The sequence below is a fragment of the Legionella antarctica genome (assembly GCF_011764505.1).
Lineage (GTDB): Bacteria > Pseudomonadota > Gammaproteobacteria > Legionellales > Legionellaceae > Legionella > Legionella antarctica.
Genome location: NZ_AP022839.1, coordinates 2,699,447 through 2,723,634, shown reverse-complemented (window position 1 = coordinate 2,723,634; position 24,188 = coordinate 2,699,447). Strand labels below are relative to the sequence as shown.

The following is a 24,188-nucleotide window of genomic DNA, read 5'->3' as shown; positions in this document are numbered from 1 at the left end:
CGCCTATATTAGTTATCAGTAAACAATGCCAATATAGGAGTCGAACAACAGAAGGCTATGCACACCGCAAGCTCTTGTTCCATCATTTAGTATGTTACAATAATAAATACTTTAGGTTATTTAGTTGAGAATTATAGATCTGGATAAAAGAGAATTTTAGCTGTTATCCAGATCTTGGAGTCTATTTCGACACGTGGAAGCTGTAAGGTCGAGGCCTGTACGTGATAGGTTAATATAACTCCCTCATTGCGACAAATAAAGTAAAAATATAATTTTTGTTCGAAATCATTCCCTGTGTTGGTACTGTGAACTATTTTAAATAGCTTTGAATTTACTAAACGAGAGAAGTCTCTTACGAAGAGGAGAATCCTGATTGGATTCCCGACTTCGTGGAAAAAACTGAGGGTACTGCAAAATAAAGCAAATCAGCACTTAAACGCTATATTGAAACTCAACAAATAACTGGTTTGCTTTTAAACGTCCAGACCATGGAATTGAAGTTTCAAACCCGTCACTATTTGTAAACACAGTACCGGGGCCTTCAAATCTTCCACCATCAAAGTAACGATAGCCAATATTAGCGCTCAAATGACTTTGTTGGGGACGAATATTTAATCCTACCGTCCCTTGCCAGGCGAATTTGTTCCTACTGGTATCATCGCCAATTGAAGAAGTTGATCCGATGGCCACGCCCGCAACTGTGGTAGTGCCCACAGTGTGAAAATCTTGTACTTCATTATTTGAGAAACCTATTCCTCCGCCAATGTATGGGGTTAATTCCAAACCTACTGGATTATATAAGTAGTTTGCTGGATGGAGGAAGCCATTAACTAGCAATGCACGATTCTGTAATTGAAAATAGCGTGTTCGGCTAGTTCCTGTAAAACCAACAGTTGTTCCGCCGCCTGTTTGAAATTTCTGATAATTAAATACTTCATGATTCAGGTACATTAAACTCAGATCAACATATTCATGAACTTGTTTCCCAATAGAAAAAGTATAAAACCCTTTATTCCCCAAAGGAGAATCATAACCCTCGTTGGAAAAATCCCAGAAAGTAGGGTCAGGATTTATTATACCAGGCTCATTAGTCCAGGAATAACCAGTACCTATTGAGGCAAACCATGGATACAGTGGTCTTGTATCACCCATCGTTCCTGCAAATAAAGGGAGTGACGCCAGCATTGAAATTAATCCTATTTTTTTATACATGTTTTAGTCCATTTAAATTAAATTAAAATATACTATATTATCTTTTGGGTTAGGAGTTCAAGGAAAATATCAAATCGCTTTTTCAAAGAGTTTATTGGTGTAAATACGTACAGAAAATTGTTTCTTGTTCGATATCATCCTGGGCATCATTGGTGTGGTAATATTGTCCCTTTACCAACAACTGTTCGTACTTCAAAGTCATAGAAACCTTGCTAAAAAAAGCATTCAGTTTGCTTGTCCCATTGGTAAACAAATAATAGTTAGTAAAAACTAATCCAGTATGATCTATATTCCACATCAGGGCACTATTGCTGTTCTCTGATCCGTCTGTACGTGTCGATGCTACTGATTTAATTTCACCCAAGACATATTTTTCTTCTATAAAACCATAAGAAATGGTGAGTTGGTTCTGGTCATGTTTTATTGTTAAGTCTACTGCAGGATTCTTATCACAGTGACCTTTCCAAGTTCCAGAAAAATTTATTGTATTTGCTTGAATTTTGTCATCCAAGGGTGACTGGAGCAGGGGGAGGATCTCTACTTCGTAAGGGGGTTGGAACCAAGGTAATGCCCAAGCATTATTTGCCAGAACAATGAACAAAATAACAATTTTACAGGAATTACCTGTCATTTGTATTTCCTTATTGAAATAAATAACCATTTTAGGATTTAAAAGGCTCATAAAACCCAGTACAAATTGAATAAATTATCAAATGGTTTGGGTTTGGCTGATAGTCATCGCGACTGCAACATAACATAGTATGTGTGCCATAACTGTCAATTGGGACAAGATAAAATTAAGACTGCTATAGCACGCTAAGTTATTACTTTAACTCTAAAGCTGCAGGTTGTTCGAATAACGAATTTATCTGTTTTAATGGTTTGAAGAACAAAAGACGCGGGAGATCTCCAAATTTAAGAAACTCATCAGGCTCTTGATTTTTTAAGGTTTTTTGTAAAATTCTTTTTGAGCCTCCGTTTAATGGGTGCACAGTTGCAACAATTTCTTGAGGTGAGTCTTGATGGCTATTACGTGCTTCGGCAACAAGATGCTTTATATATTTTTTACCGATAATGGCGACTTCAGTACCAAATCCCTTTCCCCAAAATTTCTTGTCAAGAATATAGCCAATCTCTGCTGCATTTTCATGACCTGATCCTACGGTGGAGAAATCATTTTTAGCGTGTTTAATAGTTAAACTGCCAATAAAGTTTTTGGAGGCAGCATCATGAACGGAAAAAATACAAAAACGCTCACCGCTATTCCATTTCAAAGTCTGTTCACGGATGAGTTTTTCTACATGTTCTCTACTCCAAGGTTCACCGTAGCCATATAGCGCTACATTTTTAGGGTCCCGCAACAGATGATTGTAATTTTCTATTAAAGAGTCTTCTTCGATTTGATTTAATGAGTACAGCACCAGCCTGTTAGTAGTTATTGTAAATTTATTGCCATCAACAACTGAAATAGTAATATCTCCAACTTTTTTAGAGGTATAATTTGTATTTCCCATAAGGTACTCTCCTCATCTTAAGATATTTAAAACAGAAAGTATTGCTGACATCATTAGTACACAAACCAATTTTTATACTAATAGGTTAAACTGTTCATTTCAACCATGGATTTTGTAAGACTTGTTAAAGTAGTCAGGTGGGTTCAAATTAAATTGTTCCAATGCATTCTGGGAAATTTCAGTATCCAATAAACGTTGTACATGATGCCGGGCTGCTGACTCTTTGACTAGGTTAATATCCGCCAGACTTCACATATCATATAGTGAAATACTCCAGGTCATATTGTTTCTTTGCAGTTTAAACTATTTCTTGAGGAAATTTAAACTCCATGCATGCCAGAACAAAAATATCTGTGAGATAGAATAAGAGCTTTGCAAATAAAAAAATATTAGTTACAGTTAGAGTTTATATTTCTACTTAAAAGGAATTGAAATGAAATCTACAGCTAAGTTTATTTTTTGTTCGTTATTAATAAGTACGATGACCTATGCGGCAGATCCAGCTACTCCAGCTACTCCAGCTACTCCAGCTACTCCAGCTTCTTCCGCTGCTTCACCCACTGAGCAAATTGCAACGCTTAATACGACGATTCAGAACCAGTTAAAAGCCTTGCAGGCCCAACAGCAGCAACAAATCGCGACTTTAAACTCTCAATTGCAGACTCAGCTAAAACAGATACAAACCGAGTTGCAAACCCAAATTCAAACCGCCAATACCCAGACCCAAAATCAGATGAAGCAAATACAAACTACCCTGCAACAACAGATAGCTCAGGTGCAAGGACAGATAAAGCATTAATTAATGGTATTACTGATCAAAATATCCCAAAAAGTCAAAAATTTGCTTGACACTATTGAGGTAGCTCATTAAACTGCGAGTCTTATTTTGGGGCTATAGCTCAGCTGGGAGAGCGCTTGCATGGCATGCAAGAGGTCGGCGGTTCGATCCCGCCTAGCTCCACCATCAACATCTTTTTATGTTGATGGAGAAATAGTTCAGGGTCCCCATCGTCTAGAGGCCTAGGACACTGCCCTTTCACGGCGGTAACAGGGGTTCGAATCCCCTTGGGGACGCCATTATTTGGTAGTTAGTAGTAAAGCAGTAAAGTAGTACGTATGTTCAAGGTCCCCATCGTCTAGAGGCCTAGGACACTGCCCTTTCACGGCGGTAACAGGGGTTCGAATCCCCTTGGGGACGCCATTATTTTGGCTTCGTAATTTTATAAATCATCCCTCCATCCGGGGTCGAGATCATGAAATAATAGTATTCCTTATAAAAAAACTTGGTTAAAACCTCGGGTTGGCGCGATACGCCATTCATTTTTAGTCCCATTTTTGTTCTTGCATAGTCTAGGGTTGTGAGGGAGTAGATCCCGTATTGCTTTGCGCTTAATACGGGCTACAACACCAAATCATTTTAGATTCCAATAACTAACATACTCCAATGATGCTCATTGCAGAACTATTGGGATCTATATCATCTTCTTTATTAAAAAATTTTTCTTCCGGTTTGCAGCGACTACGATTATTGAAGAGGGTAGTTACATGATCAGATTTAGTAATCCCTGGGATCTTAGAAATTTCCACAGGTGCTCTTTTGCAATCAGAAGTATTTAGTCTTAAAAGCTCTTCTCGATTATATTTAATATGTATCGTGCGTGTCATTTATTTGACTCTTTTTATTTAAAGAGGGTGTATGATAGCAAAGAATAATTAGGGCAATATTAAGATAAAAAATCTCGATATTTAGCCTAGGGCGATTTCATAAAAGTTAAAATCCAATCACTTTTTATAGTATTGAACATAAAGCGCGGTTTTCATTCTTTTTAAAGCAATGCCGTGGTTAGTTATTTTCTAATCTGATAATAGTTTGATCACTTCTTTTCTCATAATGGATCTATCTGAACAGCCACGATAAATAGGACAATGATCTTCATTCATTGCGACATCTAATTTATAGTGTAAATTATTTTCAATTTTTCCATGCTCTCGAATAGCCTCTGGCATTTCCCTTTGATGAAATCGCCCTGGATACTTTAGCTCTATCAAGTGGTCAACTTAAATTTTATTCACTTCGTAACGTGGCATTTGAAGTAAATTGCATAGGAACAGAAGGACTTTAAGTATCCCATTTGGTTAGGCTGCGCATGATTTAAGAACTCTATAAAGAGCCACACCTACTGAATGCGACTTGATAGTGCCGATAGGTATTGTCCATTAAAGTCTTTCAAAAATTGTCCGGGTATTAAATCCAAATAATCGCTCATGCATTCTGTAAGCATATTCATCTGTCATGTTGGCCAAGTAATCACAAACCACCCGATATGCAGCGGTTTCATCCTCAGCTTGTTTAAATAGTTCTCTATTTTTATTATCTAGTAAACTAGCAGGATTTGAGCTGATAGCGTCAAATAGTCTTAATACTACGGTTTGTCCCCCATATTCAAATGTACGAGCTTCTTGTGAGTCAATAACATGATGATAAATACATTGCATCAAATACTCTAAAAGATCAGCAGCTTCTGGCTTAAGGGCAATATTATGCTTAAATAAATTATTCTCGAAGTTTTCATTGGTAATAACAACTTGAGTTGAGGTAATAAAATAGTTAACCATTTCGCCAATGGTTTGTTTTCTTAAACACAACTCTTTAGAAAATAAAGAGTTAAGTAATCTATCCTGATGTTCAGCTAACGACGTATTACTTAATAGCTGTCTAAACTCCTGAGTATCAAAGTGAGCTTGACTTATTAATCTTAAATGAATGGCATCCTCTAAATCATGAACTCCATAAGCAATATCGTCTGCTGTATCCATAATGGAGCAGTCAAAGCTGTGATAAGCGGACTTTCCTACTTGGGTGTTCTGAGGTTTAATAGCCAAAGTCTGGAACAGTTTTATATCGTTTTCTGAGAAAGGTGACAGTAACCAATCGATCTCAGGCTGTTCGCAATCAAAATAAGCTTTAGGCGGAAGCCAGTCGTTAATTTTGATGGTTTTATGAATGGATGCATGGATAGGTGGTTGTTTCCTTGCGGCAACAATGGAGCGTTTAACTGGATATTTTAAAATCCCTAATAATGCTCGTCGGGTTAAATCAAGGCCAAAAGCTCCATAACTGTTCTCGACTTTGGTAAGCAATCTAAGGGTTTGTCCATTTCCTTCAAAGCCTCCGTAATCGCGCATCATGTAATTTAGTGCCACTTCTCCACCATGACCAAAAGGAGGGTGCCCAATATCATGCAATAAACAAATAACACTGACGAGATCATCATTGGGTAATAGGCTTGCTAATATCATCTGTTGATTTTGATTAGTAATCAGATTGCGTACTATGCTGCGCCCTATAGAATCTACTTCCAGAGAGTGAGTTAAACGAGTGCGGTGAAAGTCTCCTTCATCAGTCCCAAGAATTTGAGTTTTTCTTTGCAATCTTCTAAATGCAGGGCAATGAATAACGCGTGTTCTATCTCGCTCATAGGGATCGCGATGATCTTGGGATCCTCTTTGGTTTGTTTGACCAGAACGTCGATGAGTCCACATAAATTAAGCCCCAAAACAACAAAATAGATACTGTATGTCATAGATTGTTTGGAAACAACATAAGTTTCTAAAGTTTCCTATAATTATAAAGATAACAATAAAAAATATATATAAAAATAATAAATCAGGGGGCGTTGTATGAATACAAAGATTAAATTAATTGCAGCTGCAATCTGCACCATTAATCTATCTTCATGCATGATGTATGAAGATAATTTCAATTCCAGTTATACAAGCTACGCTTACGATTCCAGCCAATTATATCCTCAAAATTACCGTATGAGTAATTTTGGATATCAGGATCAGTCAAGTAGAAGAGTATCCGTTCCTGAATCTTATCATGTTGGCGAATACCATTCTCCTGTTTCTTTTAAAGACAGAGATCGAAACTGGGTAAGCAGCCAAAACCCACAAGGTTATACGATTGAGGTTGCGAATGATGAGAAAGCCTCACTAGTGGCAAAAAAACTGTATAAAGCGCCTAAAAACGATCGTATGGCTCAAGTTAAATATCAAAAAAATGGTAAAGAGTATTATAAAGGTTTATACGGGACTTATCATAGTGCTGAAGCAGCGCAAAAAGCATTAGATGCTCTTCCTCCGGATATTAAACAAGGAGCCGGAGTAAAAAATTGGAGCAGTGTTCAGGAAAATTTAAATGAGTAATTATAAACTGTGCAGCCACGACTGGATAAATCAAAAAGAGTTTTTGGGTTATTTTTATTACTTTTAATCAATGGGTTCGTTCTTTTTCTGATATATTTATACACTGAGGTGGCCTGCTCGACAATGAAAAATAATATTTTTCATTGTCCCTATGAGTCTTCCGGGATGCAAATGTTTTACTATTTTATCTCATTCCCTTTGTTTTTATTATTAGCCGCCCTAAGTCGTGTATATAGCTACTATTATGATTTAAAAACATGTTTATCATATGGATATCTGATTTCTTGTTAAATCGTCGCTGCCTCATCAATTGCAGTGCAATATAAACTGAAATTCTGTTACAGGCTGTGACAAGTTGACTCACCAGAGTGAAGCAACCACGAAATCAACGATATTCAAGATTTTGCCTAGCTGCCATGCCCCAGCGCGAAGGCGGCATGACAAGGGTGACTAAGAGTCCCTGAAATCGATTACTGATAGGATATTGATAATCCAGTCGTTGCGTCTCTAAGTGATTCACAGCATGTTTCTTTTATTATGCTGTATTCTTCATAAGAACAGGCACCAGCCAAACTTGTAAAGAGGTTTTTAACGGCCTCTTCTTCACTGACTTGATTCAAACCAAGCAAAGTTTGGTCTCTCATTTGTTTTTTTAAACAGGAAAGATACTCCTTTTGTGTCAAAGGTCGTTTGTTTAGAAAACAATTAAAATTTTTCAGGAGGTCCGCATATTTTTTCGATAAGCTGTAAAGTGTATTAATGGGATCAAAGTTATGCGTATAAAGTTCTCCGGATTTGCATAAAAATTGTATGCTAGTACGGAGCGCAGGGTGCATGACGCTACTATTTGATTTTTGTAACTTAGTTGCAGCAATTAATAGACAATGCCCCAATTTTTCAAAACAAAAAGCCTTCTCATTTTGGCTGGTCATAGGTGAGCGCTTTCTTAAGGCGGCCAATTTCCATTCATTTAATAATTGGTATGCAATCGTGCTATCTAGAGCAGGATTGACAGTAGGTCCTTGAGACCAAAAACTAAACGATGGTGGAGGGGATGGGGGAGCCAATTCAAAAGGATCAGGATCCTTTACCGGAGAGGTCTTTTCAGGGGTTGTAAAAATTTGAGACGCTAAAGAACTGAGCATTTTCAAACAGGAAGTATCCATTGAGACGGTTGTTTTTTTCTGGTGACCCTCCATACCAGAAGTTTCGATACGTTGAGACGTACTTGAAGGCTCAGCGATTACTACTTCACTATTTTTTTCCGAAGTTTTGCCAACCACGCTGTGGTTGTGTGATGCACGACGTTTAATTGGCTGAACAGGATTCTTATCTGCTTTTTCCAAAGTTGATGATTTGCGTTTTTTATTCTGACTACTGTCCATGGACGTTGGCTGAATTTCGAACTCTTGAGTCTCTCGAGAGGAAGTACTCGAAGAAGCTATCTTCTGATTTACACATGCCAATAACCCATTAACATCGTCCAATCCGGATCTGATATGAGTAAATAATTCTTCTGTGATATTTAATTGTTTACGATAGACGCCTCGGTAACCATCTTTAAGACGTTTGTCAAATTCTTCATAGTCTTCCGCTATTGTATTTAGCATTTTGAGCATATCTTGATCATCTTAATCCTTATGCATTTGTTTTTTGATAAAGAATAAACGCATTTCAGCTTTTTGGAATTTAACTTTATGCATGTAATATTTGGTTTCCGTACTCTGTTGACCCACTTCAAGTGAGAGATTGGAAGAACTGATTTTTGCCACGGCTCTGATGATATGCTTATAGCATTGGGAGGCTTTTTCCAGGATTTTTTCTGCAGTCTCTGGCCTTAAAGTATTTATTCGAGCGAAGGCATAATCAATATAGCTTTTGGCTAATAAGAGTAACGCTTCATTACAATTTCTTACTGTGAATAAATTATTAGAACTCAGTTCAGCTTGTATCTCTTTTGGGCTAATAGCTTCGTATAATTTAAAGCTATTTGTCAAAGCCTGGACATCTCCATTTTCAAATTTTTTGTAGTTCTCGAATACAGTTTCAAACAACGCTTCTAAGGACATATAAATTACATGGGAAGTTAAAATAGGTCATTATACAAAGAGATTACTTAACAGAAGCTTAACAATAGGTAAAAAAATCTTGCAAAATAAATCAAATAGATTTGTTTTTGCCATTGTGGTTAAAGTTTAATCTTTAAATTGTGTTCGGCCTGAAAATTTTAACGCTGTTGCGTCATCTCTGCTCTATATCAATTTAATTGCAGTATTGTGATTACTGAATTAGAGCAGCATCATCTTATAGATATAAGTACTCGTCCAGATGGTTCAATTAAAAACTACGAGTCTCTTTGTTATGGGTATTCAACAGAAACAAAGAATTCTGTATATACAGATGAGATTAATTACAAGAATAGGTATGGATTGTTTAAAAGAATCCCCGCACCTAGAGAGGGACGTCCCCTTAGAGGAGCCAATCCTGAGAAAGAGATGTTAGATAAGCATGACCATTTGTATGAAGACTATACGATTGAAGCTTCAATAGATAAAGGAAAAATAACATCTTCTGATGGTACGTTACACTATTTACAGCAAGTCTCTAGCTGGCAAATTTAATTGGTAATCTATTGGGTCTTTAGCAAACTGCGTACCTTAAAATCATCGTTTATCTCTTTATAAATGGCTATCCGAAGATAGGCAGATTATATGCTCTGACTATTTAAAAATTAAGGGTTGAATTTGGATGTGTTAGAAGTTTCTCTGATTAGGTATTAATCTCACTCGAGGACAACGCGCGTCAAATTATCTAAAATTTATGGTTTAGCTATAATGTAAAAAATGAGAAGCCCCAAAGAGATGCTGCGCTTAGATTGTTATTGTAAAACTCAACAATAAAACATTGTCTGTTTGGTTAGTGAATGAGCGAAGGTGCTGATTTAAATACCCTACATCCATAAGAATCGAATTGGATAACTGAGCAGCAATTCCAATAAACGCACGATTTTGTTCGAACAGACGAGGAGAAACCCATTGGGGATGATTTAGATTAAAAAACAGTTCATCAAAAATAGAAAAGGAGTATTTACTATTATTTTTAAATGGGATCCTTAACCACATTCTCGGGCGCAGACGCAAAGCTATTCTAGATTCATCCACATTTTTTCTTTGTTCGAAACGTGTACGACTTATCAGGTTAAGGTAAGGTTTATTAACTACTCTCCAGTTGAATTGTTCCCAGTATCGTTCTTCATGGGTCGTTGCGTTTTCCGGTGTTTTTGTTACGATCCAACCGGGACCAATGAATAGGCTCATATCGTTATTAAACTGATAACCCAGCCCTCCAAGTAAAAGAAGCTGATTAAAAAAGTAAGTATCATCAATTAAACGTAACTGGGGTTCCAAATAGTACCTAAAGGATGAGTCATCTGATAAAGATCCAGTAACAGCTGAGACCACCCAACCTTTATTATAGGGGGCACTAATGGCAGGGCTTAATCCAATAAAAAGAAAAAGAGCGAGGGTGATTTTTAAAAAAAAAGAGAAAATTCGATAAGCCATAGATTCAAAAGAAGCAAAACAAACAGTTTATATTCAATGCTTAAAATATCAAGGTCATAATAAAAAAACTTACCTATTTTAAGGAAATTACCTGGCAGTAAACCAGTCGTACATTCTAGAACTGATTTGTAGCAGGCTTCATGAATTAATTTTCAGTAGTTCTGAATAAATTAAAGAATGGATCAAAAAGAGATAGGGATATTGCATTAGTTTTGCTATATTGCGACTTGGATGTTTATTTACTAAATATATTTCCAAATTAATAGATTATTAATTAGATGTGAGTGATATTTAGATTTATTTATGCAAATTAAAAAGAACCCTGATGTAATATATATTACCAAGGCTGAGTTTCTTGGTGAACTCTGTGACGAGTTAGGAGGCGTCTCTCAGGTTATTGAGGATATGGTTTTCTCATCACAGATAAAAACGAACGTATGTTTTGCTTTAGATATGTGGTTTGAACCAAAAATTGTAACATTTCAATCCATTTCTGAGGCGGTAAAAATCCTTCGTCAGGCGGGAAAGTTTTGGTATATGCACCCCGTCAGTCAAATCAGAAGATCTCGATTAATTGAAGAGCAATTACGCAAATGCCCCTCACTTCAGCGCCACTTTCCTATTGAAACAGAAATTCCCTATCCTATAGGTGGTTTTAGTCTTCTGGATCAGAATACTTTGTTATACAGTACAAAACGTTTAAAAAAATGGCCACAAGGACATTGTTTTTTTATTGAAGATAAAATTAATCCACCTAATCGAGCTTACTTGAAACTATGGGAAGCACTTTTTCTTTTAGAAAAGTATCCTGCATCAGGAAACTCGGTTTTGGATTTAGGCGCATCGCCGGGTGGATGGACTTATGTCATGCAATCATTAGGAGCAAGCGTGACCTCAGTTGATAAAGCCCCTTTGGATGCCAAAATTGCAAAGCTCCCTCGTGTTCAATATCTAAAACAAAGTGCTTTTGCCATAGAGCCATCCAGGCTGGAACACAATTATGATTGGGTATTATCTGACGTAGCATGTTATCCGGATAGAGCCTATTCTCTTATTATGAAATGGATAGAGTCAGGTAAAGCAAAGCAAATGATTTTCACGATAAAATTGCAGGGTAAAATTGATTTGGTCACCATTAAGCAATTTCAATCAATTCCCAACGCACGTATTTTGAATATGTTTTACAATAAACATGAAGTCACTTTTTTTTATCCAGGCTGAAAATCGTTTTATCCCAAAATATCTTAATAAGTGTCCATACCTCTTAAGACAAGTCAGGCCAATATCGTTTTAATTACTAGTACAACGTTTCACTGATTCTGTCCTGTTATGGCAAGGTGTGCTAACCTTCCGCGTTCTTGAGGCGCATTGGAAAGCAGCACACATGGAAAAGTATATCGTAAAATTAACATTAGAAGAACGAGAAGAATTGTTGATTTTGATTCGAGTTGGGAAAAAAGCGGCAAATAAATTAATGCATGCGCGAGTGTTATTGTCTGCAGATGCAAATGATACAAAATTAAAACAAAAAACGGATGAAGAAATAGCTACTGAAATGCATGTGAGTAGTAAAACGGTTGCTCGGATACGCCAACGATTTGTTGAGGAAGGTATGGAATCAGCACTATCACGTAGGCCACATGCCAATCCAAAATCTCGTAAAATTGACGGCGAACAAGAGGCTCATTTGGTTGCATTATGCTGCTCAACACCACCAGAGGGTAGGAGTCGGTGGACGCTAAAATTGTTAGCACATAAATTAGTGGCGTTGGAAATTATTGACAGTGTTTCACCTTCAACAATTTGTAGGGTTTTAAAAAAAACGAAATAAAGCCATGGCAAAAGAGAGAATGGTGTATCCCTGAGGCTAATGCTGAATTTGTTTGTAAAATGGAAGATGTTTTGGATATTTATAAACGACCCTATGATTCAAAACGTCCCGTTGTTTGTATGGATGAAACAAGTAAACAGTTGATCAAAGAAACAAGAACACCAATTCCAGCAAGCCCAGGTGAGAGTTTACGTTATGATGCAGAATATGAAAGAAATGGTACGTGTAATATTTTTTTAAGTTGTGAGCCTTTAAAGGGAAAACGAACAACAAAGGTAACGGAGCAGCGTAAAAAAATTGACTGGGCGCACTTTATCAGAGAGTTGCTCGATACCCATTACTCCTCAGCGGATATCATTATATTGATCATGGATAATTTGAACACTCATGCTGGTTCATCCTTATATGAAGCTTTTGAGCCGGTGGAAGCCAAAAGAATTTTGGATAAACTTGAAATTCATTATACGCCAAAGCATGGAAGCTGGTTAAATATGGCTGAGATTGAACTAAGCCATTTAAGCAGGCAATGTCTTGATCGACGGATTCCTGATAAAGAGACCTTTGTTCGTGAAATATCCGAATGGAACCAGCAAAGAAACGCAGAGGAAGCAACAATTGATTGGCAATTTACAACTGCGGATGCCAGAATTAAATTAAAAAAGCTGTATCCTGTCCTTAATGCAACAGGACAGAATCAGTGAAACGTTGTACTAGGTACTGCTGATGATAATCATCAGCTTGGTTGTTCCTGGGGGTTTATTTTGTTGTACATCAAATTGCTTTATTGTAAGCGTATACCGTTCGTTAATTTTAGCTAACCAACTCATAAATAATTTAAAAGGCACGGTATCAAAAGTTAATTGTATATCCCCAGATCCAGTTTGTTGCAGTTGGTAGGGAAATTTAAGAGTGGGATTATCTTTAAGTTGTGTTGCTAACAAAGTTAGTAATTGACTGTTGTCCAATGTTTGCTTTGTCTTTGAGGAGTGACCTTGCCGTTTTATTTTTTGCATCCAGGCCAATGTTTCAATTTTCTCATTTAATTGAGTGGTTTTTTGAGTAACCATAGTGCTTAGTGGCACATAGAGTACTAAATAGTAGCCGTAGGTAAAAAGAAATATTGCAGCAATAATTACCATCCATTTTTCCCGCTCATTTAGAGTATTTAAGTAGTTTTTCACATTAACTCCAGGGTCGCGACAACGTGTTGATCTCGAGTTGAGGCCTGTGTTTGCTTGACCTTAAGTTGTAATTTTTTTAATTTATTTTCAATATCTTCCAAACTGGCAAAGTCAGAGCTAATTAGTGTTACAGATAAGGTTTTATTTTGATAGCGGAGCTCTTCAAGAGTTATTTGATTCTCATTCATTGCCTTGGCAAATTGATTTAATAAAAACCAAAAACGAGTTTGAGTATTAGACCCATTAGTATCCAGTAGCTGGCTGATTCGAAATTTAGGGCTAATCACCTGTTTGGCCTCAGGAAAAAAGTCGTGATAAATAGCTGCGATTTGCCGATCAACAGTATCAGTTTTTTTATTTAATGAATAAAGAGAGAGGGCATTGACTAACAAGAGAGACAAAAACCAGAGTCCACAGAGCAATCCTGCAACTTTATATCCTTTTTGAATCCAGTCGGCAGAAGCATTACCGTGTAACATTTCACCCTGACAAAGATTCATCGGTTTTGCATTAAGGATTTTTTGAGCTATCCAATTATAGGAAAAACCCTCTTTTTTGGGCAAGGAATTATCTACCATAATTGCGCTGTCTTTAAATACAAGCGGTTCATTTAACAGATGCTTTTTTATATAAGCTCTTGCCAGTTCATCGGAAAGAGCCCCTTTAAAATCATCATTATTAATCAATAAGACAGATTCACTGATACATAATTCTCGGGGAGATAAAGCAAACCAGTCTAAAGTGATGAGATCAAATTCAATGTCATGTTCATCAAGATAGTTCATTAGATACTGGATTCTTTGTTTGCTCACTACGCTGATAATGTATCGATTATTTTGATATCTTAATTTATCAAAAGCAAAATGAAGCTCTTCTACAGATTGGGCAACTTTATCCTCAAGAGCATAAGGAATAGCTATTCTTGCTTTCCTCTCAGGCAGCCACGGCAACTCAAGCTCAAGAATACTGGAGCTTGTGGTAGTTTCAATTATTAGGGTATTACATTCCTTTTGTAAGGTTTTTATTTCGGTAAAACTACGTTGGGCAGGCGGAGCGATAAGCTCTCCTTCCTGAGAAATTTTTAAACAAAGACAACCATTATCATCAAGATGTTTAGCAAATAAGAAGCAATAATCCATGAGTCGAACTCTATTAGTTAATACAGAACGCTCCCGTATTCTGTGAAGTCTGGAATACGGGGCGTTTTCTCATTTATTCCCCTTAGGACGCTTCGCTGCGTAGGGAATAATTAATTATACATATGCTCTGTGTTTTTGCGCATTCATCTCAAGCCATTGCTTTTTTAATTGTTGTGACAATAAATAGACGACAAGGGCATATTGTGGGCTAGAGTTATAACGAGTAATAACAAAGAAGTTAGGGTAGGCTAACCAATACTCTTTTCCTTCATCAGTCAGGAGCTCAATTAAGGCCGCACGCTTAGGATGATTAAGAGAGGCAGTTATTGGTCTAACACCTGCTTTTTCCAATTGTACTAAATTATAATTGGCAGTTCTGGGATTTGTTTTGATATGTCTGAATTTCCAGCCAGTTAACTTAGCCTGTTGGGCTATGCCTTCGTTTAATCTCCAGCCGTGTTTTTGGAAATAATTGGCAACACTGGCAATAGTGTCACCGTTATTAGAGATCAGATCACGTGTACCTTTATTTTTAAAATCCACTGCATAATATCTATAACTGCTTGGCATAAACTGTGGTTTGCCTATTGCACCAGCATATGAACCTTTATAGTATGTTGCGGGAACCTTGTGTTCACGGCATAGAAGGAGGTATTCTTTTAATTCTTTAGTAAAATAGGCCGAACGCTTAGGGTAATTGAAAGCCAGGGTGGCAAGAGCGTCCAGAACTCTGTATTCACCTTGACGCTCTCCGTATAAAGTTTCTACACCCAGAATAGCAACAATGATCTCTGGAGGTACACCATATCTTTTTTGGCTTTTTTCCAATAGTTTCTGGTTAGCCTTCCAATAGTTCAACCCACCGTTTAATCTTTTCTGGGTAAGAAATAATTCTTTGTAAACATCCCAGTTTTTTCTTTCATAGGGCTTTTCCATCGATTCAATAATCTGTGGTTGAATCTGGACCTGATTTAGCATTTCAACTAATTGTTTGGCGTTAAAGTGATGATGCTTTACCATGCTTTTAATAAAAAGCTGTACGTCTTTGCGTTGAGTAAATGTAGTATTTGAAAAGGTAGTAAAAGAAATAAGAAAAAGTACAGTAAAGCCTAGCCAGCTTATTCGTCGCATGGTGCATCCTATGTTGAGACCAAACCGGGAATTTTAGTGAAATTATGGGTCATTAGCAAATTTTCTTTACATAATGAATCAATTAGTTCACAAAAATAACAGAATTCATCTTGCCTACTTTCTGCCTGCAAACATTTAAGATAGAATCAGGCTATTTACAGAAAGGCTATTTCAGTTGAGTAACTTAAAGCGAATTCGTAACTTTTCAATTATTGCCCATATCGATCACGGTAAATCCACCTTGGCAGATAGGTTTATTCAAATTTGTGGTGGCTTGACCGCACGTGAAATGAGCTCTCAGGTTCTCGATTCTATGGACATAGAGCGGGAACGCGGTATTACCATCAAGGCACAATGCGTCTCATTAAATTATACCGCAAAAGATGGGAAAACTTATTTATTAAACTTTATTGATACTCCAGGACATGTAGATTTTAGCTATGAGGTGTCTCGCTCTCTTGCTGCTTGTGAGGGGGCAATTTTGGTCGTCGATGCAGCTCAGGGTGTTGAGGCACAAACTGTGGCTGTTTGTTATACAGCTATAGATCAATCATTATCGGTATTGCCGGTATTAAATAAAATAGACCTCCCCCAAGCTGAACCTGAGCGGGTTATCTCAGAGATAGAAGATATTATAGGTCTTGATGCTCATGATGCGATAAGGGTCAGTGCTAAAAGTGGTATGGGAGTTGAAGATGTTCTTGAAGCCCTTGTTACTCATATTCCTCCTCCTGAAGGAGAGACGGATGCGCCTCTGCAAGCTCTTATTATCGATTCCTGGTTTGATAGTTATCTTGGGGTTGTTTCACTGGTGCGTATAGTCAATGGTGCCATACGAAAAGGTGATAAAATGCGCATTATGTCTACTGGAAGAGCATACGAGGTGGATCAAGTAGGTATATTCACTCCCAAACGTACTAAACTGGATGTATTGCAAGCAGGCGAGGTTGGGTATGTTGTTGCTGGAATTAAAGAAATTCAAGGTGCTCCTGTAGGAGATACCCTAACTTTAGACAAAAACCCTGCTATAAAGGCACTTCCAGGTTTCCAGCGAGTTAAGCCTCAGGTTTACGCTGGTTTATTTCCTATTAGTTCAGATGATTTTGAAGCATTCAGAGAAGCCTTGGCCAAACTAAGTTTAAATGATGCGTCCTTATTTTATGAACCTGAATCATCAGAGGCTCTTGGTTTTGGATTTCGATGTGGATTCTTGGGGATGCTGCACATGGAGATAGTGCAGGAACGACTGGAGCGGGAATACAATCTTGATCTGATTTCTACTGCTCCCACTGTTGTATATCAGATTATTACTCAAAAAGGAGAGACTTTATTAATTGATAATCCCTCCCATCTCCCCCCGATTACACAAATTAAAGAGATGTATGAACCTATCGTGCGAGCTAATATTTTAGTTCCACAAGACTATCTGGGACCCATTATTACTTTATGTGTTGAGCGACGTGGGGTACAGGTAAATATGACCTACAGCGGGCGCCAGGTTTCAGTTACATATGATATCCCGATGAGCGAAGTCGTGTCAGACTTTTTTGATCGGTTAAAATCAGTCAGTCGGGGTTACGCTTCATTGGATTATAATTTTTTACGTTTCCAGGAAGCTGACTTGGTGAAAATGGACATATTAATTAATAGTGAAAAAGTAGATGCACTTTCCGTCATTGTTCATCGAGGTACTGCTCATAGTCGAGGAAAAATAGTCGCTGAAAAGATGCGGGATCTGATTCCGCGTCAAATGTTTGACGTTGCTATTCAAGCCGCGCTTGGAAGTCATATTATTGCCCGTCAATCAGTTAAGGCTCTGCGTAAAAATGTTACTGCAAAATGCTATGGTGGTGATGTGTCACGTAAAAGAAAATTATTAGACAAACAGAAAGCTGGGAAAAAACGCATGAAACAAGTCGGTCATGTGGAAATACCGCAAGAAGCGTTTATGGCAGTTTTTCAAACTGATAGAAAAAAATAGGATTGTTATTTTGCTGTACTCTTGGAAATCAACTTTTGGGATATAAATTTATGAATTTTGCTTTAATATTAGTTTTATTATCTTTTATCAGTGGATTTATTTATTTACTAGATGTTGTTTTTTGGGCCAGAAAACGTGGGCCAAATCAAAAGCCTGGACGGATTATTGAATATTCCCGCTCCTTTTTTCCGGTTTTTTTTATTGTTTTATTATTACGTTCATTTCTTGTTGAGCCGTTCCGTATCCCTTCAGGTTCTCTGGAGCCAACGTTGTTAGTTGGAGATTTTGTGGCAGTCAATAAATTTGCTTACGGCTTAAGGCTTCCAGTATTGGAAAAGAAAATGGTATCACTTGCTAATCCTAAAACTGGTGAGATTGCAGTTTTTCGTTGGCCTCCTGCTCCCTCTTTTGATTACATCAAAAGGGTGATTGGTGTTCCTGGTGATGAAATCAGCTATCATAATAAAATTTTATCAGTTAACGGTAAGGAAGCGACGCGCACTTTTGTTGAATATACAATTGATGAGAGTTCGGGTAAAGCAGTAGCTAAATATAAGGAAAACTTGAACGGGGTGGTGCACGATATTTTTATCAGAGCAGATGTTCCCTCAGTTGATTTTGATGTGGTTGTCCCTGAAGGAAGTTATTTCATGATGGGCGATAATCGCGATGATAGCGCCGACAGTCGTTATTGGGGTTTTGTTCCAGATAGTTATCTTCGAGGGAAAGCATTTTTAGTATGGATGAGCTGGAATGGCAAGACTGATAATCTGCGCTGGTCACGAATTGGAAGATTGATTAATTAAAGGAATAATTGATGCAAAAACAACAAGGAATGACATTTATTAGTATGTTATTTACTGTAGCGGTTTTAGTAATGGCAGCAGTTGTTATGATGCGATTAGTACCTGCATATATACAGCATTATGAAATAGTGCAGTCTATAAAATCTTTAAATACAGTTCCTGTTGCTTCCTTATCAGGCGATCCTCTTGCCGATGTGGATGTACTGCGAAGCAGTTTAAACAAGCGTCTTGATATTAATGGTGTGGATCATCTTAAGAATAATGAGATAATCATTACACCTAAAGGGGAGCATCGGTATCAAGTAAAACTAAGATATCAAGCCATTCGATTTTTGGCATACAATATAAATCTGTTGATTAACTTTGATAATACGTATGAGGTAGTAGCTGGTAGTGAAAATTGATTTAGAGAGATTATGTAGACGTTTGAATTATCAATTCGTAAAACCTGCTTATCTAAAACAGGCCTTAACCCATTGTAGCGTTGGCAGTGACAATTATGAGCGCTTTGAGTTTCTTGGTGATTCTATATTAAGTTTTGTGATTGCTAACGAATTATTTAATCAATTTCCGACACAAAGCGAAGGGCAACTTAGTCGATTGAGGTCCTTTCTGGTCAGAGGGGATATGCTCGCAGAAATTGCTAAAGAATTAGCACTGGGCGACTTTCTTTTTCTTGGCCAGGGTGAATTAAAAAGTGGCGGATTTCGTCGATCCTCCATACTTGCTGATGCCTTGGAAGCTGTTTTTGCAGCTGTTTTTTTGGACGGTGGTATCGCTGCAGCAAAAGAAGTTATTTTAAACTTATTTCGTTCAAGACTTAACGATCCGAATTTAAATGATTGCCTCAAAGATGCTAAAACTCAGTTACAGGAATACTTACAGGCCGAGAAATACGCTTTACCCGAATATACTTTAACAAAAGTTGAGGGGGATGAGCATGATCAAATATTTTTTGTAACCTGCGTTGTAGAGGGGATACAAAAAATATCTCATGGCCAAGGCTCCAATAGAAGAAAAGCAGAGCAATTAGCCGCCAGATCTCTCTTGGCGCAGTTACAGAAAAAACCTTAGTAAGCTCGTTATTTTATAATTTTAATCTGATTGCTCTAAAGTGCTGGATATTTCCAACCATTCTTCCTCGATCTTGTGCAAGGTGGAATGGGCAAGCTCGCGGTCTGACAATAGTTTCTCCAATTTTTTCTTTTGACTAGTATCCTCATAAAGCATGGAGTCGCCAAGCTGGTGATCCAGCTGGTGGATTTTTTCCTGGTATTGCTCCATTAATTGTTCTAATTTTTTTAAGCGATTTTGTAAGGATTTTTTCTCTTTATAAACCTTAGCAGAGGGGGGGGTGATGCTTTCTTTTACGGTGTCTTTTGATTGTAACCAGGAATAATAATCATCCAGATCCCCATCAAAAGGTTGAACTTTCTGCTGATATACCAAATAGAGATCATCTACGCTAGTTTTTAGCATATGGCGATCATGGGAAATTAAAATCAGAGCTCCTTCATAGCTTTGTAGAGCCAGTTCAATAGCTGAGCGCATTCCCAGATCCAGGTGGTTTGTAGGTTCATCAAGTAATAATAAATTGGGCTTTAGCCAGACGAGTTTTGCCAAAGCCAAACGTGCTTTTTCACCACCTGAAAAATGATGAATGGCTTGAACTGCCATATCACCGATGAAATTAAAACCGCCCAAAAAATCACGAATGCTCTGTTCTCTTACTTCAGGTGACAAGACTTGAATGGTTTCTACAGGGCTTAGTTTACAATCCAGCTGCTCTAGCTGATGTTGGGCGTAATAGCCTATTTTTAAGTGAGGAGAACGATGAATATCACCGCTTAAAGCAGACAAAGAATCAGTTAACGTTTTAATTAAAGTAGATTTTCCTTCACCATTGGGGCCGAGCAGGGCAATCCGGTCGCCGGGATTAAGCGATAAATTAATTTTTTTCAGAATGGGTGCATTTTCATAATATCCCGCATTAACCTGATTGCATTGGATTAAAGGATTACCGGCACGTGGACAAGGAAAAAAGTCAAACGAAAAAGGGGAGTCTGCTTGAGCAGCTGCAATAATTTCCATTTTTTCAATTGCCTTAACTCGGCTTTGAGCTTGCTTTGCTTTGGTAGCTTTTGCTTTAAAGCGATTTACAAAAACCATCATGTGATTAATTTTTGTTTGTTGTTTTTCATGCATGATTTGTTGTAAGGCCAATTGTTGTGCATGGGTTTTTTCAAAACAACTGTAATCACCGGTATAAAGGGCTAAATTTTGATTTTCAATATGTAAGATATGAGAGACAAAAGCATCAAGAAACTCTCTATCATGAGAAATTAAAATAATGGTACTTGGGCTTTGTTTTAAAAAACGTTCCAGCCAGAAAATCGCTTCCATATCCAGGTGATTTGTTGGTTCATCCAGTAAGAGCAAGCCTGCTGGCTTCATTAAACAGCGAGCAAGACTTAAACGCATTCGCCAACCACCAGAAAAACTATTCACCGAAGCCTGCTGTTGATCTCCCTTAAAGCCAAGACCAGACATGATAGTAGCCGCCTGAGCGGGTTTACTGTAGCCTGAACTATGGGTGAGTTCTTCGTGGCAAGCAAACACGTCTGCATCATTTCCCAATTGTTCCGCATTTGCCAGACGTTGCAGCAGATTTATATACTCTTCATCACCACCTAGGACAAAGTCTAACGCTTTTTCATGACTATCAGGTAAGTGCTGGGATAAATGACTGATACTTAATTGTGGATTAATTAAATACTCACCAGTATCTGCCGTTAATTTACCTAATAAAAAGTCAAATAGAGTGGATTTTCCACAACCATTATGCCCAATCAATCCAATTTTTTGTTTTTCATAGAGACTAACGCTGGCTTTATTGAGTAAGACTTTATTTCCGCGTGATAAAGTAATGTGACGCAAGGTAAGCATGTTAAACCATTAGCAAAAATCAATAAGAAATTTTATCATAATTTGGTGAGGCCCTCACAATTAATATTTCCAGGTACCACAGCAGCGCCTAAGTATTTTTGTTGTATAGTTGTATTTAATCTCCAAGAAGGGTCTTCATTTCCTCTACACAAAACGCGGAACTATCTCCCAAGAGAGCGATTTTATTGATGGTTATGATGACTGGGTGAGCACTAAGAATTGGGACGCCATGAAGGCGGCATGGATGGCGGTTGGAAAAGAGCAGCGCGATGTTCCTGTCCATGTGGCTAATGAATATTGCCGTAAAGACCGCTCGTTTGACCCAACACCTCAGTTTAATGAGGACAAATTTCCCCGTGGGTTAGCGTTCGACAATCATCATACAAACAAAGGCGAATCATGGATCCCGTTAGTTATTTCTGATTCTTCCGGTCTTGGGGTTGATCTTGCATTAGTTAGGCTGACGGCGGGCGCAGTGGGGGGCGGTGGGCTCGGGGTGTCCAGGGCGTGGCTGGTGTGTGATTTGGCGGCTATAAGCCGCCTCGATGAAGTAAGAACATTAGATCTCACGCAGTCGCGTAAAAACCTGGAGCCGACAGAACCTGGGCTTAGGATTGATAACCGTATTTATTAATGGCGTGCTTGAGCAAACCGGCGACATAGACCGCCGGGCTAAAATCCCAGCACACTTTTAAAAACCATTCAAGTAGATCCTGGTACTGCCAACTTTCTGTTGTTCTTACCCACCACATGACCCCACCGCTTCCTTGGTGTAAAAGATCATGGGCTTTGCCTTTGATGGTTATCCTTTCACCCGATAAAAATTAAGTACAATTCCTTTTTTTCACCTCAATAATCGCTAAAATAAAGAGTAACTATCTTGCATGGAGGATTTCAAAATATCATTTGATAATACATTCGTATTAAAATACTGATCAATTCCTTTGGCAACCATTACATACTCTCCACTTTGAGTTAGCTGTTCCGCCTCAATAAGTTCTTGTGCTATAATTGGCCAGTTATTCTTTAAATTATCAACTGTTAAAGCATTAATGTGTTGTTTCAATTCAAGGGCTTTGGGTACTTGGGGTATATCCACTAAGCTTGCTTTAAAAAAACCACGAACGTAATTACGGGCTGATGCTACTCCTGTCCAAAGTTTCTCTCCCAACTCTGTTTGAGTGTAACTTCCTCTATTTTTTATATAATTATTAATAGAAAGGGTGGCTAGGGTTTTAAATGTCATTACAACCTGCTCAGCCTCTTCAGTTGAATTATCAAGAGTACTCATAGACAACGGGTTAGACAAATAAGAAGTACTGATTTCATCGCATGAAGGAGATGCTTTGGTATCAGTCTCTAAAATTATTGTTGTAGGACTCATTTCGGCATTAAAAACCTCACCAATAGCTTCATTCATTTCATCTTCGTCCATTTTTTGCTCTGATAGGCCTCCGATACAACTCATTGTCAATTGCGCATTTTCAGCTTGTCTCCATTGCTGTGGGGTGGTCTTACCAAAAATACTGTTATATCCAATATAAGTTACCCCGTGAATCTTTATTTCTCCAGGCGAGCCATCATGACCATGTCGAAACCTGTAATTATAAGATGGAACCTTAATTTCTGGACCAATATCAGTCAAACGTGGCCAAATAAAGTTATATATTGGATTTGTTCCAGAAGGAAGTGTTGTCAGGGCCTGATATATAGGACTTTCTTTATCCGTTAGATCCTTGGAAAACATAATGTTTAATTGATCTAAAACATACACTACATCATCTACCGATGCGTAGATATCTTTATGGTGGTTAGAAGGAAGAAATTCATGCATTGCTTTATCTATGGCTCTTAAAGTTAAAGGAGCATGACCCATAATATCAATACTGCCATCTTCTTTACGGACATAATCTACAAGTTTGAGTGCAGGTAAGTAAGCTTTTTGAATCATATCCCCCACTTCTTCATAGGAAATAATGTGATTGTCAATTAACCATTTCAATCGAGTAAGAGAATTGCAAGGAGATAACTCCATAGTTAATTTTTCCCCAGGGGCTAATGCACCTCTTAAGTAATTACTTAATAAGCATTTATCATGATTTGAGAGAAGGATAACGCCACGTAACTCAGGAAAAGCCAAACGCATTTCCAATAAGATAAGCAGGGACAGAACATCGTTGCTTCCCCTGTCTGCAAGCATGTCTCCAAAACAACGCAAAGTGACGCCGTTCGGAACGTGGGCATGTGAAAATCCGGTACGTAAAATATCCCTAAAACGTTGCAAATCCTTTGGATTTAACGCACTGCGATCCCTTATAAGGGAGTCAATCTCGTAAATTTTTATTAATACAATATATTGTTCTTGGTTGATGTTAATGATACCTGCCTCGTATAGATATCTTATCAGAGCAATTGCATTACCATGTGTGTCTCCGGCTGAGAAAGAAGAGCCCGCCTTTGGAGGAATGTAGCCTTTTTCCGGAAGGGATAAAATATTTGATATGCTGTGACAAACAAGTTTTTGATCGTACATAAATTACTCACTTTGATTTTTTTTGATTAAAATAAAATTATAGCCTTTTAGGACAAATCTACAGCTAAATGCACTTAGTTAAAGTCTTAAGGAAACTCTCTTTGGGATAGAGTTGAAAATTGTTTTTTTTGAAACATTAATT

The 24,188-nt window shown here is 37.7% G+C and carries 25 protein-coding genes and 3 tRNA genes; 13 read left to right on the top strand and 15 right to left on the bottom strand.

The features are described from left to right. Positions 1-432 precede the first annotated feature (432 nt). The 3 genes from HRS36_RS12905 to HRS36_RS12895 all read right to left on the bottom strand — a co-directional run bounded on the left by HRS36_RS12905 (position 433) and on the right by HRS36_RS12895 (position 2,726). Positions 433-1,212 carry an outer membrane protein gene (locus tag HRS36_RS12905; protein ID WP_173237625.1) on the bottom strand — a complete coding sequence of 260 codons (780 nt, stop codon included), beginning with the start codon at positions 1,210-1,212 and terminating at the stop codon, positions 433-435. Positions 1,213-1,303: 91 nt separating this feature from the next. After that, positions 1,304-1,843, bottom strand: a complete 540-nt coding sequence (locus HRS36_RS12900; RefSeq protein WP_173237624.1) for a hypothetical protein — start codon at positions 1,841-1,843, stop codon at positions 1,304-1,306. Positions 1,844-2,036: 193 nt separating this feature from the next. Further along, positions 2,037-2,726 carry a GNAT family N-acetyltransferase gene (locus HRS36_RS12895; protein ID WP_173237623.1) on the bottom strand — a complete coding sequence of 230 codons (690 nt, stop codon included), beginning with the start codon at positions 2,724-2,726 and terminating at the stop codon, positions 2,037-2,039. A gap of 433 nt (positions 2,727-3,159) precedes the next feature. Here HRS36_RS12895 and HRS36_RS12890 point away from each other — a divergent pair, with 433 nt between their 5' ends. The 4 genes from HRS36_RS12890 (at position 3,160) to HRS36_RS12875 (ending at position 3,927) form a co-directional block, all read left to right on the top strand. After that, positions 3,160-3,525, top strand: a complete 366-nt coding sequence (locus HRS36_RS12890) for a hypothetical protein (protein WP_226905469.1) — start codon at positions 3,160-3,162, stop codon at positions 3,523-3,525. A gap of 89 nt (positions 3,526-3,614) precedes the next feature. Then, positions 3,615-3,690: transfer RNA gene (locus HRS36_RS12885), tRNA-Ala, on the top strand. 37 nt (positions 3,691-3,727) lie between these two features. Continuing rightward, positions 3,728-3,803: transfer RNA gene (locus HRS36_RS12880), tRNA-Glu, on the top strand. A gap of 48 nt (positions 3,804-3,851) precedes the next feature. After that, positions 3,852-3,927 (top strand) — tRNA-Glu (locus HRS36_RS12875). A gap of 230 nt (positions 3,928-4,157) precedes the next feature. Here HRS36_RS12875 and HRS36_RS12870 read toward each other — a convergent pair. The 3 genes from HRS36_RS12870 to HRS36_RS12860 form a co-directional block, all read right to left on the bottom strand. Next, the gene (locus HRS36_RS12870) at positions 4,158-4,391 is read right to left on the bottom strand and encodes a hypothetical protein (RefSeq protein WP_173237622.1); all 234 of its coding nucleotides are present in this window, start codon (positions 4,389-4,391) and stop codon (positions 4,158-4,160) included. 189 nt (positions 4,392-4,580) lie between these two features. Further along, complete coding sequence (locus HRS36_RS12865) at positions 4,581-4,733, bottom strand: transposase (protein WP_173237621.1); 153 nt, start codon at positions 4,731-4,733, stop codon at positions 4,581-4,583. 210 nt (positions 4,734-4,943) lie between these two features. Then, positions 4,944-6,269: an anti-phage deoxyguanosine triphosphatase gene (locus tag HRS36_RS12860; RefSeq protein WP_173237620.1), complete on the bottom strand. Its 1,326-nt coding sequence runs from the start codon at positions 6,267-6,269 to the stop codon at positions 4,944-4,946. 138 nt (positions 6,270-6,407) lie between these two features. Here HRS36_RS12860 and HRS36_RS12855 point away from each other — a divergent pair, with 138 nt between their 5' ends. Next, a complete protein-coding gene (locus tag HRS36_RS12855) occupies positions 6,408-6,935 on the top strand; it encodes an SPOR domain-containing protein (RefSeq protein ID WP_173237619.1) in 528 nt (175 codons plus the stop codon). A 470-nt stretch (positions 6,936-7,405) separates the two neighbouring features. Here the strand turns inward: HRS36_RS12855 and HRS36_RS12850 are convergent, their stop codons facing one another. Then, positions 7,406-8,554, bottom strand: coding sequence for a hypothetical protein (locus HRS36_RS12850; protein ID WP_173237618.1), 1,149 nt, complete (start codon positions 8,552-8,554; stop codon positions 7,406-7,408). A 12-nt stretch (positions 8,555-8,566) separates the two neighbouring features. Continuing rightward, complete coding sequence (locus tag HRS36_RS12845) at positions 8,567-9,004, bottom strand: BrxA family protein (RefSeq protein ID WP_173237617.1); 438 nt, start codon at positions 9,002-9,004, stop codon at positions 8,567-8,569. Between the two features lie 207 nt (positions 9,005-9,211). On the opposite strand from HRS36_RS12845, the gene HRS36_RS12840 reads away from it, so the two are divergent. Next, positions 9,212-9,556 carry a hypothetical protein gene (locus HRS36_RS12840; RefSeq protein WP_173237616.1) on the top strand — a complete coding sequence of 115 codons (345 nt, stop codon included), beginning with the start codon at positions 9,212-9,214 and terminating at the stop codon, positions 9,554-9,556. Between the two features lie 249 nt (positions 9,557-9,805). Here HRS36_RS12840 and HRS36_RS12835 read toward each other — a convergent pair whose 3' ends face one another. After that, complete coding sequence (locus tag HRS36_RS12835; RefSeq protein ID WP_173237615.1) at positions 9,806-10,498, bottom strand: DUF2490 domain-containing protein; 693 nt, start codon at positions 10,496-10,498, stop codon at positions 9,806-9,808. Positions 10,499-10,801: 303 nt separating this feature from the next. Here HRS36_RS12835 and HRS36_RS12830 point away from each other — a divergent pair, with 303 nt between their 5' ends. Together HRS36_RS12830 and HRS36_RS12825 are read left to right on the top strand one after the other, a co-directional pair. After that, a complete protein-coding gene (locus HRS36_RS12830; protein ID WP_173237614.1) occupies positions 10,802-11,719 on the top strand; it encodes an SAM-dependent methyltransferase in 918 nt (305 codons plus the stop codon). Between the two features lie 163 nt (positions 11,720-11,882). After that, positions 11,883-13,030 (top strand): IS630 family transposase gene (locus HRS36_RS12825; protein WP_173236722.1). Its coding sequence is split into 2 segments (ribosomal slippage): positions 11,883-12,309 and positions 12,309-13,030, totalling 1,149 coding nucleotides; the frame shifts between segments, so codons are not numbered across the junction. 9 nt (positions 13,031-13,039) lie between these two features. Here HRS36_RS12825 and lspM read toward each other — a convergent pair. The 3 genes from lspM to mltB all read right to left on the bottom strand — a co-directional run bounded on the left by lspM (position 13,040) and on the right by mltB (position 15,780). Beyond that, on the bottom strand, positions 13,040-13,510 hold the full coding sequence (gene lspM, locus HRS36_RS12820; RefSeq protein ID WP_173237613.1) for a GspM family type II secretion system protein LspM: 471 nt from the start codon (positions 13,508-13,510) through the stop codon (positions 13,040-13,042). Beyond that, the gene (gene gspL, locus HRS36_RS12815) at positions 13,507-14,649 is read right to left on the bottom strand and encodes a type II secretion system protein GspL (RefSeq protein ID WP_173237612.1); all 1,143 of its coding nucleotides are present in this window, start codon (positions 14,647-14,649) and stop codon (positions 13,507-13,509) included. Before gspL ends, lspM begins: the two co-directional genes overlap by 4 nt. A 114-nt stretch (positions 14,650-14,763) precedes the next feature. Further along, positions 14,764-15,780, bottom strand: coding sequence for a lytic murein transglycosylase B (gene mltB / locus HRS36_RS12810; RefSeq protein WP_173237611.1), 1,017 nt, complete (start codon positions 15,778-15,780; stop codon positions 14,764-14,766). Between the two features lie 145 nt (positions 15,781-15,925). Between mltB and lepA the strand changes: the two genes are divergently transcribed. The 4 genes from lepA to rnc are packed head-to-tail and all read left to right on the top strand — an operon-like array spanning position 15,926 to position 19,641. Continuing rightward, on the top strand, positions 15,926-17,761 hold the full coding sequence (gene lepA, locus HRS36_RS12805; protein WP_420814333.1) for a translation elongation factor 4: 1,836 nt from the start codon (positions 15,926-15,928) through the stop codon (positions 17,759-17,761). Positions 17,762-17,811: 50 nt separating this feature from the next. After that, complete coding sequence (gene lepB / locus HRS36_RS12800) at positions 17,812-18,567, top strand: signal peptidase I (RefSeq protein WP_173237609.1); 756 nt, start codon at positions 17,812-17,814, stop codon at positions 18,565-18,567. An 11-nt stretch (positions 18,568-18,578) separates the two neighbouring features. Then, complete coding sequence (locus HRS36_RS12795; RefSeq protein ID WP_173237608.1) at positions 18,579-18,971, top strand: DUF4845 domain-containing protein; 393 nt, start codon at positions 18,579-18,581, stop codon at positions 18,969-18,971. Continuing rightward, on the top strand, positions 18,961-19,641 hold the full coding sequence (gene rnc / locus HRS36_RS12790) for a ribonuclease III (RefSeq protein WP_173237607.1): 681 nt from the start codon (positions 18,961-18,963) through the stop codon (positions 19,639-19,641). Before HRS36_RS12795 ends, rnc begins: the two co-directional genes overlap by 11 nt. 21 nt (positions 19,642-19,662) lie before the next feature. Here the strand turns inward: rnc and HRS36_RS12785 are convergent, their stop codons facing one another. Then, on the bottom strand, positions 19,663-21,513 hold the full coding sequence (locus tag HRS36_RS12785; protein ID WP_173237606.1) for an ABC-F family ATP-binding cassette domain-containing protein: 1,851 nt from the start codon (positions 21,511-21,513) through the stop codon (positions 19,663-19,665). Between the two features lie 109 nt (positions 21,514-21,622). Between HRS36_RS12785 and HRS36_RS12780 the strand changes: the two genes are divergently transcribed. Further along, on the top strand, positions 21,623-22,147 hold the full coding sequence (locus HRS36_RS12780; RefSeq protein ID WP_173237605.1) for a hypothetical protein: 525 nt from the start codon (positions 21,623-21,625) through the stop codon (positions 22,145-22,147). Here the strand turns inward: HRS36_RS12780 and HRS36_RS12775 are convergent. Both HRS36_RS12775 and HRS36_RS12770 read right to left on the bottom strand, forming a co-directional pair. Beyond that, positions 22,122-22,265 carry a hypothetical protein gene (locus tag HRS36_RS12775; protein ID WP_173237604.1) on the bottom strand — a complete coding sequence of 48 codons (144 nt, stop codon included), beginning with the start codon at positions 22,263-22,265 and terminating at the stop codon, positions 22,122-22,124. The genes HRS36_RS12780 and HRS36_RS12775 overlap by 26 nt on opposite strands. 107 nt (positions 22,266-22,372) lie before the next feature. Then, a complete protein-coding gene (locus HRS36_RS12770; RefSeq protein ID WP_173237603.1) occupies positions 22,373-24,046 on the bottom strand; it encodes a hypothetical protein in 1,674 nt (557 codons plus the stop codon). Positions 24,047-24,188: the final 142 nt, after the last annotated feature.

Coding starts and splice junctions, on each gene's coding strand:
- HRS36_RS12890 (WP_226905469.1), top strand. CDS start 3,160: ATGAAATCTACAGCTAAGTTTATTTTTTGTTCGTTATTAATAAGTACG.
- HRS36_RS12775 (WP_173237604.1), bottom strand. CDS start 22,265: ATGTGGTGGGTAAGAACAACAGAAAGTTGGCAGTACCAGGATCTACTT.
- HRS36_RS12845 (WP_173237617.1), bottom strand. CDS start 9,004: ATGTCCTTAGAAGCGTTGTTTGAAACTGTATTCGAGAACTACAAAAAA.
- lepB (WP_173237609.1), top strand. CDS start 17,812: ATGAATTTTGCTTTAATATTAGTTTTATTATCTTTTATCAGTGGATTT.
- HRS36_RS12835 (WP_173237615.1), bottom strand. CDS start 10,498: ATGGCTTATCGAATTTTCTCTTTTTTTTTAAAAATCACCCTCGCTCTT.
- gspL (WP_173237612.1), bottom strand. CDS start 14,649: ATGGATTATTGCTTCTTATTTGCTAAACATCTTGATGATAATGGTTGT.
- HRS36_RS12870 (WP_173237622.1), bottom strand. CDS start 4,391: ATGACACGCACGATACATATTAAATATAATCGAGAAGAGCTTTTAAGA.
- HRS36_RS12860 (WP_173237620.1), bottom strand. CDS start 6,269: ATGTGGACTCATCGACGTTCTGGTCAAACAAACCAAAGAGGATCCCAA.
- mltB (WP_173237611.1), bottom strand. CDS start 15,780: ATGCGACGAATAAGCTGGCTAGGCTTTACTGTACTTTTTCTTATTTCT.
- HRS36_RS12865 (WP_173237621.1), bottom strand. CDS start 4,733: ATGCCAGAGGCTATTCGAGAGCATGGAAAAATTGAAAATAATTTACAC.
- HRS36_RS12830 (WP_173237614.1), top strand. CDS start 10,802: ATGCAAATTAAAAAGAACCCTGATGTAATATATATTACCAAGGCTGAG.
- HRS36_RS12785 (WP_173237606.1), bottom strand. CDS start 21,513: ATGCTTACCTTGCGTCACATTACTTTATCACGCGGAAATAAAGTCTTA.
- HRS36_RS12895 (WP_173237623.1), bottom strand. CDS start 2,726: ATGGGAAATACAAATTATACCTCTAAAAAAGTTGGAGATATTACTATT.
- HRS36_RS12905 (WP_173237625.1), bottom strand. CDS start 1,212: ATGTATAAAAAAATAGGATTAATTTCAATGCTGGCGTCACTCCCTTTA.
- HRS36_RS12770 (WP_173237603.1), bottom strand. CDS start 24,046: ATGTACGATCAAAAACTTGTTTGTCACAGCATATCAAATATTTTATCC.
- HRS36_RS12850 (WP_173237618.1), bottom strand. CDS start 8,554: ATGCTCAAAATGCTAAATACAATAGCGGAAGACTATGAAGAATTTGAC.
- HRS36_RS12855 (WP_173237619.1), top strand. CDS start 6,408: ATGAATACAAAGATTAAATTAATTGCAGCTGCAATCTGCACCATTAAT.
- HRS36_RS12900 (WP_173237624.1), bottom strand. CDS start 1,843: ATGACAGGTAATTCCTGTAAAATTGTTATTTTGTTCATTGTTCTGGCA.
- HRS36_RS12795 (WP_173237608.1), top strand. CDS start 18,579: ATGCAAAAACAACAAGGAATGACATTTATTAGTATGTTATTTACTGTA.